8 protein-coding genes, 2 pseudogenes and 1 CRISPR repeat array are annotated in these 8,865 nt (G+C 71.1%); of the genes and pseudogenes, 2 read left to right on the top strand and 8 right to left on the bottom strand.

Annotation, left to right across the window (positions count from 1 at the left end; translation table 11 throughout):
- Positions 1-241, bottom strand: a 241-nt coding sequence (locus QCN29_RS26365; RefSeq protein ID WP_279931269.1) for a DUF5372 family protein, incomplete at its 3' end; no start/stop codon positions are given.
- A 47-nt stretch (positions 242-288) separates the two neighbouring features.
- Here QCN29_RS26365 and QCN29_RS26360 point away from each other — a divergent pair.
- Positions 289-481: pseudogene (locus tag QCN29_RS26360) on the top strand (IS3 family transposase); the annotation flags it as partial.
- 105 nt (positions 482-586) lie between these two features.
- On the opposite strand, the pseudogene QCN29_RS26355 reads toward QCN29_RS26360, so the two are convergent.
- From QCN29_RS26355 to QCN29_RS26325, 7 genes and pseudogenes are all read right to left on the bottom strand, one after another.
- Positions 587-1,466, bottom strand: a pseudogene (locus QCN29_RS26355) (IS5 family transposase).
- Between the two features lie 154 nt (positions 1,467-1,620).
- Entirely contained in the window at positions 1,621-2,718 is a 1,098-nt protein-coding gene (locus tag QCN29_RS26350) for a hypothetical protein (RefSeq protein WP_279931268.1), read from the bottom strand.
- Positions 2,633-3,577 (bottom strand): aminoglycoside phosphotransferase family protein, encoded by a 945-nt coding sequence (locus tag QCN29_RS26345; protein WP_279931267.1) that lies wholly within the window; start codon positions 3,575-3,577, stop codon positions 2,633-2,635. Before QCN29_RS26345 ends, QCN29_RS26350 begins: the two co-directional genes overlap by 86 nt.
- Positions 3,577-4,731, bottom strand: a complete 1,155-nt coding sequence (locus QCN29_RS26340; protein WP_279931266.1) for a hypothetical protein — start codon at positions 4,729-4,731, stop codon at positions 3,577-3,579. Before QCN29_RS26340 ends, QCN29_RS26345 begins: the two co-directional genes overlap by 1 nt.
- Positions 4,732-4,742: 11 nt before the next feature.
- Positions 4,743-5,402 (bottom strand): histidine phosphatase family protein, encoded by a 660-nt coding sequence (locus tag QCN29_RS26335; protein WP_279931265.1) that lies wholly within the window; start codon positions 5,400-5,402, stop codon positions 4,743-4,745.
- Positions 5,403-5,500: 98 nt separating this feature from the next.
- Positions 5,501-5,980: a hypothetical protein gene (locus QCN29_RS26330; RefSeq protein ID WP_279931264.1), complete on the bottom strand. Its 480-nt coding sequence runs from the start codon at positions 5,978-5,980 to the stop codon at positions 5,501-5,503.
- Positions 5,981-6,123: 143 nt separating this feature from the next.
- Positions 6,124-6,852 (bottom strand): GntR family transcriptional regulator, encoded by a 729-nt coding sequence (locus QCN29_RS26325; RefSeq protein ID WP_279931263.1) that lies wholly within the window; start codon positions 6,850-6,852, stop codon positions 6,124-6,126.
- Positions 6,853-6,945: 93 nt separating this feature from the next.
- Between QCN29_RS26325 and QCN29_RS26320 the strand changes: the two genes are divergently transcribed.
- Positions 6,946-7,779, top strand: coding sequence for a class I SAM-dependent methyltransferase (locus QCN29_RS26320; protein WP_279931262.1), 834 nt, complete (start codon positions 6,946-6,948; stop codon positions 7,777-7,779).
- A 143-nt stretch (positions 7,780-7,922) separates the two neighbouring features.
- A CRISPR array of direct repeats spans positions 7,923-8,865; the repeat unit is 28 nt; unit sequence GAGCTACCCCCGCGGGTGCGGGGACGAC.

Genomic DNA, 8,865 nt, shown 5'->3' with positions numbered 1-8,865 from the left:
CCCGCAGGCCGGTCACCAGATCCACGAGCCGGACCAGGTCCCCGGTCCGGAACGGACAGGTCCCGCCGGCCTCCTCGACGAACGCATCCACCGGCGCCATGTCCGTCCACTCCACCGGGAACGAGCACCTGCGTCCCTGCTCGTCCAGGGCCAGGACCACGTCCCCACGCCACGAGTTCATCCGCTCCAGGAACTCGAACGCCTCGCCGGACCGCGGATGGAACGGATGGACCAACCCCACACGTCCATCGTCATCGCGGGAAACAAGCGCATTCGACGGTGAATGCCAACGCGGCCATGGAGAGCTTCTTCGCGCTGCTGCAGAAGAAGGTCCTCGACCGCCGTACCTTGGCCCCCGCCAGGAGCTGCGGATCGCGATCGTGACCTGGATCGAGCGCACCTGCCATCGACCCATCGACGCCGGCGTCAGAGACGCCTGGGCCGATTGACCCCCGTCGAGTACGAGACCATCATGACCTGAGCCCGCAGCTCCGGCTGCACAAACCCCGCTGTCACCCAACCCTGCAGCAGCCCCCCCTGTGCCACCGCCAGGAGTCACCGGGCGAGCTAGGGCCTGTCCGGTGGATCATGTGCGGAGCCATAACCGGATGGCCGCGACAGTGACTGTGCCGTGGAATACGTAGGCCCGCTTGTCGTATCTCGTCGCCACGGCCCGGAAGCCCTTGAGCAGGTTGATCGTCCGCTCGACTTCGTTGCGGCGCTTGTACTTGTCCTTGTCGAAGCCGGTGGGCCTGCCGCCTTTGCTGCCGCGGCGTCGGCGGTTGGCCCGCTGGTCCTTCGGCTCGGGGATGGTGTGCTTGATCTGGCGTCTGCGCAGGTAGCGGCGGTTCCGCCGGGACGAGTACGCCTTGTCGCCGCCGAGATGATCCGGCCGGGTGCGTGGATGCCCGCCTGCCGGCCGGGGGACGCGGACGCGTTCGAGGACCGGGATGAGCTGCGGGGCATCGCCCCACTGGCCCGGCGTGATCAGCAGGGCAAGGGGTCGGCGTCCGCCTTCACCGGCGAGGTGGATCTTGGAGGTCAGGCCGCCCCGGGACCGTCCGAGTCCCTCGTCGGGGCGGTGATGCCGGGGCGTTGATCTTTTTTCGGGACACGCGGTGCTTTCCTGCGTGCCCCGGTGGCGTGCTGGTGAGCGCGACAGGAGGTCGAGTCCAGGCTCACCATGCTCCCGTCGATTCGGCCTTCCGCGTCGGCGTCGGCCTGGACGGCCTTGAGGATCTTGTCCCAGGTGTCGTCCGCGGACCACCGTCTGTGCCGTTCGTAGACGGTCTTCCACCTGCCGAAACGCGAGGGAAGGTCCCGCCACGGGACCCCCGTGCGCTCACGGAAGAGGATCCCGTTGATCACCTTGCGGTGGCTGGCCCACCTCCCGCCGCGTTGCCCGGTCCGGGCAGATGCGGCTTCAAGCGGGCCCACTCCGCGTTCGTCAGATCGCCACGTCCCATGACCAACTACACGGCCACGAGCGCCAGATCACTCAAAGATCCGCCGGACAGGCTCTAGTGGGACTCGGCGGAGACGAAGGCGTGCGGATCAGCGGTCATCACAAACTCCCAGTGGGGGCGAAGGGCCGGGCGCACGGCGCGGTGCGCCCGAAGATCAGCGGGCGAGGCTGGCGAGGAAGGACGTCGCAGCGCTCCACGGGGTCAGTTCGATGCCGAACCCGTCGGGCAGGCCGGGCCCTTGGATGTGCACCAGGCGTCCGGACAGGTGGACGGTGTCGCCCTTGCGGAAGGCGCCGGTGTACGCGCCGAGGTAGCTGCGCAGGTGCGTGATGCGGCGGGCGAATACCTCCGCCTCGTCGATCGTGGAGCCGATGACCGTCTCGACGTTGATGCCGTACAGAGCCGGTGTGGCCAGGCCCTCGGTGTGGTCGGTGATGCGGGCGAGCACGCGGATCTCTCCGACCTCCTGCGCCACGACGTTGTGGAAGGTGCGGTCGCCGTCCGCGCGCAGGGGCTCGCAGTTGATGTGCGCCCCGGCGCCGGCGGTGAGGCCCTGCAGCTTGCGGGCCTCCTGCCGCATCAGCATGTCGAAGCTGGAGCCGGACATGTACTTGGCCCGCCGGACATACAGCCGCGTCAGCGTCTCGCCCTCGTAAGGCTGGATCAGCGACCGCTCGGCGAACAGCGCCTGGGCCACCTCGTAGCCGCGGGGGCCGTAACAGACCAGGTCGACGTCCGAGCGGGCGCCTGCGACGCCGACGAGGAACGAGCCGGTCACGCCGATCACGTCGGCGGCCCCCGCGCCCACGACCCAGTCGATGATCGCGAGGAGGTCCTTGCTCACCAGCGAGCCGTCCAACAGCTCCGGCGACTCATGCAGAGCGGCCAGCGCCTGCCGGCACGAGTAGTGCGTCACGACGTCCTCGCGGGGCACTCCGGTGATCACGCACCCCACGACCGGGGAGTACACGTAGCACTCAGGCCGGTCCGCCAGGATCCCAAAGGCTTTCGACACCACCGTGTTCTGACGGTAGGTCCGCCCGAACAGCGTCCGGTCGCCGCGCTCGTCGGCGTAGTACTTCACATACCCCAGCCAATGCGAGTTCGGATGGACGTCACCGATCACCTTGAAGATGACGCCGGACCGGTCCAGGAGGTAGTCGCGGTCACGGACGGTCGGCAGCGCCCTGCCCAGCGGCGAAGTCGTCGAGGGTGGGGAAGAGGGCGGTGTCGATGTTCCCGGTGCGCTCATACTGCTCGAGTCCCTTCAGGAAGAGGTGGCGCCGGTACTGCCACTTGTGGTGCTTGTCGGCGCGGGCCGGGTCGCTCGGCCGCATCAGTGCGAGGAAGAACAGGCTCTTGACCAGGAGGAACGCCCCCAGACGGGGGCTGACCGGCGAAGTGCCGGCGACCTGTGCGGCCGAGTCCAGCGCGGCCAGGTACCGCTCGCGCTGCGCCGGGGTGGCGGCGTAGCCCTTGGCGCCGCCCTTGAACGGGATGACCTCGAGCGCCAGGGCGACGTCGTAGCCGAGCGGCATCACGCCGTGGTGCTGCCAGTCGATGACGCCGGCCGGCAGGACGTTCGGCAGGCCGTAGTCGAGGTGGCCCCAGCACAGCGGCACGCCGTCGAGCTGGTCCATCGCCCGCGTGAGCGCCGCGTGGGTGCGCGGGGTGTCGAAGTCGGGGTTCTCGGCGAAGACGTTGTGCGTCCAGCCCGCCTGCTCCACCCACTGCCGCAGCGCTCCGAGTTCCGGGTCGACCGGGTGCTCGGCCTGGGCGTACAGCAGCCGGGCGGAGACCTGGGCGAGCTGGTCGACCACCGCGTCGTACAATTCCCGTCCGCCGTCCAGGGACGCCAGGGCCATCTCGTGCAGCGACTGCCCGCCCAGGGACTCCTCGACCACGTAGAACGTGCCGTCGCCCATGTCCCCGTGCTCCAGCACCCGCGGCACCGGATAGTCCAGGGTGGCGACCATCTGCTGGAAGGCCGCCTCGTCCTGCAGCGCCTTGCCGCCCGTACGCCGGTAGTGCTCCCCGTCGGCGGAGACGTAGACCGCGCCGTCGGCGTCGGCCGTGCGCTGCTTGACGAGCTGCCAGTCGGTGGTCCCCATCAGGGTGCTCCTCTCTGCGGGCCCACGGTGGGCTCGGTGGTGTTCTCTCGGTCGGCGAGGGCGCAGGCCAGCGCCCGGGCGTCCATGACCCAGCGCATATCACCCGCCGCGGCCCGGTGGCGCAGCTCGGCGAGGACCTCACCCGGGGGTGTCGCGGGCCGGGCGAGGTGGGCACGGCGCAGGAACTTCAGCAGCGCTGGAAGCCGGGCGGCGCTCACGCCGGCTCGCTCTCGGGCCGCGCACAGCGGCAGGTACCAGTCGGTGAACAGCTCCCGCAGCGCCTCGGCGCGGTGTACCTCGTACAGCCGATCCTGGGCCGCCGCGTCGTACGGGATCCGCCCGTGCAGCGCGTACCGCAGCCGCATCGAGCCGTGCCGCCTAAACGAGGCTCCGTAAGCCGCCACGTTGGCGGCGGCGTTCTCGGTCACCGTCATCACCGGCTGCACGGCGCCGACCTCGGCCGCGGCGGCCAGCACCGCGACATGCAGCCCGGCCCGCGGGTCCAGCACCATCCCCTCCAGCCCGAGCGGCGCCAGGCTCACGCCGTGATCGCGGGTACGCGACAGGACCAGGACCGGCGGGGTGTTGTGGGCGGTGTTCAGCAGGTGCGCCGGGGTCCGGGCACCGGCGGCGTGGAAGTCTTCCCGCTCGAGCACCGGGCCGTGCGCGGCGCGGTCGAAAACCAGCAGCGCTCGCCGCGCGCGCCTGGTGGCGTCGTACCCGCAGGAGTGGCAGTCGTCCGCCGCGACCGTGCCGGTCATGTGCCCGCAGGCGGCGCATAGCCGGACGGTCATCTCCCGTACGGCTAGAGTCCCGGCGGCGAGCAGGGCCCGGGTGATCTCCAGCGCCAGGGCGGCCACGCACGGGGTGGTGTCGGTGAGCAGACCGCCCGCCGGGGCCGGGCCGGGCGCGTACTTCGCCGCGACGGTCCGCTCCTCGCGCTGCTGTCGGCCGACCACGTCCCGGTCCTTCGCGCCGCGGTGGCGCACGTCCCCGGCGAGGGTGACGGTGTTCCACAGGTGCGGCGCCGGCCCCACCTCGAGCAGGCTGTTCAGCGCCTCGGCGAGCCGTATGCCCGCGGCCTTTCCCGGCCGCTCGGCGAAGGTGAAGTCGCCGGTCTGCACCGGGCCGTTGAAGTAGACGACGCCGTTCATCGCGGCCCCCGTCAGCAGTCCGGCTCGGCTGCGTCGACCTGGTGGAAGCGCCCGCCGCGCCGCTCGTAGACGAGGACCCCGGCGTTCGGCGTCTTGCGTTCCCGGGCTTCGTCGACCAGCTCGGTCACCTGCCGCTGCTCCAGCACGCTGCGCAGCGCCAGGATGGCAGTGTGGTGCGTCATCGCCACCACGGCTGGCGCGCGGCCCTCGAGGCCCTTGACGAACGCGGTCGCCCGGCGCAGCACGCCGACCGCGAGGGACTCGCCGCCCTCGCCCGGGGGAGTCCACAGGTGCTTGCGCATCTGCCGGTCCACCTGGCAGTCGGGCCACGTCGCGAAGAGTTCCGCCTTCGTCATGTACGTGGCGTCGCCGTAGTGCTGCTCGTTCAGCAGAGCGGTGACGTCGGCGGCGCGGCCGGGCAGCGCCAGTTCCGCAGTGTCCAGGGCCCGCCGGTACTGCGAGGAGCACACGTACGGGTCCGGGCCGGCGACGTCCTTGAGCGCGGTGCGCAGCCACTGGCACTGGCGGAAGCCGCGCGGGGTGAGCCCGACGAGGTCGCGGGACAGTGCGTGCGCTGCCGGGCCGGTCCACGGTCGCGGGTCTTGGTAGAAGCCGGTGTGCTTCGTGGCGTTCTCGGTCGATTCGGCGTGCCGTATGACAGTGAGAAGCATGAGTCACCCCGTGGAAGGCGGAGGGAACCAGGCGGTGTCCGGGCCGCTCGGTCTTGGTGGCGCGGGTGGCAAGGGGCGAGCCGCGGCCCGCTGCTGGCTCAGTGCCCTTGCTGGGTCGTTGGGTGAGGTTCGGCTGGTTGAAGCGTCGGCTCTTCCGCGGGGGCGATGTCGAAGGACTGTGCGCATGTCTCGCAGGCACGCAGCCGGGCTCCGACGGCGGTCAGGTGGGGCACGCGGAAGCGCTTGTCCGCCCAGAAGGAGCACCAGCAGCACGAGCGGCCGTCCCGCTGGTGGGGGGTCAGGTCTTCCAGCCGGATTGCGGGGGCATCCACGTCCGTCACTGCTCCGCTTTCATCCGTGCGTGCGCGGGCGATCTCGTCCGGAGGGGCTAGGCGCAGGCAGTGCGGGACGGCCTGCCACGGTGCGCCGCCTGTCAGGGGACGGGCGGGAACGCCGAGGTAGGGGTCCGTGAGATCTCTGTACCGGGTCACGATCCCGACTGCGTCCGTGGCGCGGACGATCGTGTCAACCGGCAGTCGGCCGCCGGAGCCTGTGGTGTTCGGGCTGCGCGTGGTCATGGCGTCGCCTCAGGGGAGAGATCGGAGGCGGGCCGTCCTTCCCGGAAGGGGGAGCGAAGGACGGCCCTTACGGCGTGGGCACAGCGGGCGTGCATCACGACACCTCAAGACTGGACCGGTCCACCGGTCCAGTCAAGTATCTGTCAGGTCCCGGGCCCCATCGGGTACTTGTCCGTCCGACGCCACAGATGCGACGGCGTCACGCCTTCCTCGCAGACCAGCGGCCTGTCGTCCTGGTCGTAGGCGGTATGGAGATCCACCGCGACGGCGGTCGGCCTTTTCACTCCAAGGTGGTCCGCCTCAGCCGAGGTTGCGAGACGGACGGTGGTCTCGTCGACGCCCAGAACCGGCCCACGCCCGGTCTCGCGCCGCACATAGTGCGTCGTTCCCTCCGCGATGGGCCCCTTCTGGGCCAGGCGCGGGCACTGCGCCGCGATATCCGGCGGGAACCATGCGGTCACGTACGTCATCGGTGTGTCGTCCTCCGCCAGGACGAGCCGCGCGCGATGCAGGGCGCCCACACCGGCCGACAGGCCCAGGGCGTCGGCCACATGCGAGGGCGGGGTCAGCATCTCGGGTGCACCAAGACGCCGGAACGGCCGCCCGCCGCTGGTCCGGCTGGTGCCTGCCCGGCGACCGCCGGCGGGCCGGGCGAGTGCCGTTTGGACAACGGAGAAGCCGCGTCCTTGGTGAGGGACGATCAAGCCGTCCGCGCGGAGGATGTCCATGGCCTTGACGGCGGTGGCGCGGGAGACGTCCCACTGTTCGCACAGGTCACGGGAGGAGGGCAGAAGGTCGCCGGGACCGAACTCGCCGTCGGCAATGCGGCGGCGGAGGCTTTCAGCGATCTGCTCGTACTTGAGGGGAGGCATCAGGGGTCCTGTCGCACAACGGGGGGGGTGACCGGTTGACCGGTCAGGTTAGAGGCTGGCGGACCTGACAGACCAGCCCCCAGACTGACGCCCATGACCACACCATCACGCGCCACACCCGCCGTCGCGCCGGAGATCCTGGAGTTCTATGGGGAGACCATCGACGAGGCCGACCGGCTGACATCCTCGGCTGACGGCATCCTGGAGATGCTCCGCACGCAAGAGATCCTGCGCCGCCACCTCCCCTCTCCGCCCGCTTCCATCCTCGACGTCGGGGGCGGACCAGGTGCGCACGCGCGATGGCTGGTGAAGGACGGGTACGCCGTCCATCTCATCGACCCGGTCCCCCGCCACGTCGAACAGGCCACGGCAACCGGCGCTACTACCGAGCTCGGCGACGCGCGCGCCCTGACCGCTGCCGACGGCACCTACGACGTGGTCCTGCTACTGGGGCCGCTCTACCACCTCCTCGAACGGGACGACCGGCTGCAAGCCCTCGCCGAGGCGCGACGGGTGGCGCGCCCGGGCGGGCTCGTCGCCGCCGCGGCGATCGGCCGGTACGCGTCACTGTTCGAGCACACCGCCACGACCTGGCTCAGCACGAAGCCGCACGTCCGGGAAGTCGTCGGCGACATCCTCCGCACGGGCATCCACGAGCCAGGCCGGAAGGGATTCACCGCCGCCTACTTCCACACCGCAGGCGAACTCGCCGAGGAAATGTCGGCGGCCGGGCTGACCGACGCACAGGTACTCAGTGTCGAGGGCCCTACCTGGGGCGCGCTGAAAGCGACCGAGCACCACACGGACGCACAACTCGACACGAGCGGCCCCCTTTTCACAGCCGCGCTCGAGGCAGCACGCCTCGCCGAGCCCTATCCGGAGCTCCTGGCCGCCGCGTCACACATGATCGCTATCGCCCGTACGTGACCTTCGCTCCGCGCACCAGGGCCCTTCTCCCCCATTGCGTGTACGTCGGACAGGAGCGCGACGCCCTCAGGGGCGTAATGCTGTGGTGCCACGCTGCAGTTCTACGGCCAGCTGCACAGATACCGAACATTCACCGTGTGCGCGAGCTACCCCCGCGGGTGCGGGGACGACCCACTGGGGACCGCCGGGGCACCGCCACCCCGGGAGCTACCCCCGCGGGTGCGGGGACGACCCCCCGTTCTTTCTCCGCGCCGGGGCCTGGAAGGAGCTACCCCCGCGGGTGCGGGGACGACCACGCGTAGCGAGTGGCCCAGCGCACGGCCCGGGAGCTACCCCCGCGGGTGCGGGGACGACCCGAGACCGGGGGCGAACTGGAGGAACAGGAGGGAGCTACCCCCGCGGGTGCGGGGACGACTTGGCGGCGGGGAGGTACTCGGTGCCGAGCCGGGAGCTACCCCCGCGGGTGCGGGGACGACACATACGCGCCCGACTCGGTGGTGGAGCCGTCGGAGCTACCCCCGCGGGTGCGGGGACGACACATACGCGCCCGACTCGGTGGTGGAGCCGTCGGAGCTACCCCCGCGGGTGCGGGGACGACACCCGAGCAAGGTCTCGGTGCGGACGCGGTCGAGAGCTACCCCCGCGGGTGCGGGGACGACTTCTCCGGGGTGGATGGTGTGGACGGTGCGTTCGAGCTACCCCCGCGGGTGCGGGGACGACGCGAACCGGGCCAGCGCGAGGAGCGATTCCAGTGAGCTACCCCCGCGGGTGCGGGGACGACGGCCGGTAGGCCATGACGCGGCGCACGCGCCCGGAGCTACCCCCGCGGGTGCGGGGACGACTGCCCGCAAGCGGACCGGACGCCAGCCGGGCGGGAGCTACCCCCGCGGGTGCGGGGACGACATTTCTCCGCCATGGACCGCAACTCCCCCGCGAGAGCTACCCCCGCGGGTGCGGGGACGACTGGTGGTCGGCGTGGACGGCGGCGAACACCGCGGAGCTACCCCCGCGGGTGCGGGGACGACCCGACATGGGGCGTGACACCATGCAGCCGATGTGAGCTACCCCCGCGGGTGCGGGGACGAC

The sequence above is a fragment of the Streptomyces chengmaiensis genome (assembly GCF_029846775.1).
In the GTDB taxonomy this organism is placed as follows: Bacteria; Actinomycetota; Actinomycetes; order Streptomycetales; family Streptomycetaceae; genus Streptomyces; species Streptomyces chengmaiensis.
This window is presented reverse-complemented; position numbering and strand designations above follow the sequence as displayed.

Excerpts from the sequence above, each read along its gene's own strand:
- QCN29_RS26330 (WP_279931264.1), bottom strand. The coding sequence starts at position 5,980 with ATGACCACGCGCAGCCCGAACACCACAGGCTCCGGCGGCCGACTGCCG.
- QCN29_RS26320 (WP_279931262.1), top strand. The coding sequence starts at position 6,946 with ATGACCACACCATCACGCGCCACACCCGCCGTCGCGCCGGAGATCCTG.
- QCN29_RS26325 (WP_279931263.1), bottom strand. The coding sequence starts at position 6,852 with ATGCCTCCCCTCAAGTACGAGCAGATCGCTGAAAGCCTCCGCCGCCGC.
- QCN29_RS26350 (WP_279931268.1), bottom strand. The coding sequence starts at position 2,718 with ATGAGCGCACCGGGAACATCGACACCGCCCTCTTCCCCACCCTCGACG.
- QCN29_RS26335 (WP_279931265.1), bottom strand. The coding sequence starts at position 5,402 with ATGCTTCTCACTGTCATACGGCACGCCGAATCGACCGAGAACGCCACG.
- QCN29_RS26340 (WP_279931266.1), bottom strand. The coding sequence starts at position 4,731 with ATGAACGGCGTCGTCTACTTCAACGGCCCGGTGCAGACCGGCGACTTC.
- QCN29_RS26345 (WP_279931267.1), bottom strand. The coding sequence starts at position 3,577 with ATGGGGACCACCGACTGGCAGCTCGTCAAGCAGCGCACGGCCGACGCC.